The sequence below is a fragment of the Paraburkholderia phenoliruptrix genome (assembly GCF_019511605.1).
Classification (GTDB): Bacteria; Pseudomonadota; Gammaproteobacteria; order Burkholderiales; family Burkholderiaceae; genus Paraburkholderia; species Paraburkholderia phenoliruptrix_A.
The window spans coordinates 1-1047 of sequence record NZ_JAEUAV010000063.1 but is presented as its reverse complement, the minus strand read 5'-3'; the positions used below and the strand labels follow the sequence as shown (position 1 = coordinate 1047).

Genomic DNA, 1047 nt, shown 5'->3' with positions numbered 1-1047 from the left:
ATCGACAGGAGCCGCGCGCGTGCCGCACAGCTGCCTGCTGCGGACCGGACCATCTTTGTTATCCCGGCCGGAATCAAGCTTGTGGCGAAACCGGCCGACCCGGATCTCACTCTCGGCGGCACCGTGCCGCTTGCCAGACTTACCGTCACTGCGACCAGCCCCAGGACTGGACCGTGGGTGCAGGTGCAGCCCTGGATTAGCGGTGCGCCCGGTCATCCACAGCAATATCAGAGTCCCGTCTGGATCGCGCGCTCGGGGTTAGGTGCACTCGATTCACCGAATGGACTGCCGGCCTGGAAATCGTTCCCGTTGCGATTGAGTCAGGCGGCGTCACCGGTCAATGCGGACCCGGTGACCTACCCGCGTGCGCAGTTGAACGCACTGGGCGATGGGAACGTTGCAATCGACGACAAGGGGGTCACCTGGTGGCGCCTCGAGGTCGGTACGGGCGCCGGACAAACGGGCATGGGCTGGGTGTGCGGCGGGAAGCAGTCCGATGGCAGTGGCTCTCACCCCGGTACGCACTGGGAGAGTCCATGGGCGTGGCCGGGCTTTGAAATTGTGGACGCTACGGGGATCAACCTCACCGACGCATTCAGACGCAATCTTTCAGTCACCGGCTCTGCGGACGCGAAAGAACAGAAGGCGTTTGCACCATCCACTGAGGCGGTGGGTAACAGCGCGCTGTTATCGAGGCTCGAGCAGACTGTAAGCCGCCTGCCGTCGCCGAATGGTACGCCGGATCAACCAGGCAAGGATGGCCGTGTAGTCGTGACGGCAGTGAAGCTGCGGCAGGCACTGGGGCGTCGATGGCTTGCAAGCGAGCTCGGGCATGTCATTCTCAAATATGAGAGTGAATGGGGCGGCGGCATGAGCCGCTGGGAAGCACTGACTCCGCTGATGCGCAATGCAGCCGAGAACTGGAAATGCGAGCTGGAGCGGATCAGGAAGCTTCAGTGGTGGGAATCGGTGAAGGGGAAGGTGGAGGGGTTTCCGTCTAGTCCGGTGGTGAATCATGTTCATCCGGTGGGTTTGGTGGGGAATTTC

Annotated in this window: 1 pseudogene; it reads left to right on the top strand. The window is 62.4% G+C overall.

The window, feature by feature from the left end:
- Positions 1–1047, top strand: a pseudogene (locus JNB89_RS30760) (lytic transglycosylase domain-containing protein); the annotation flags it as partial.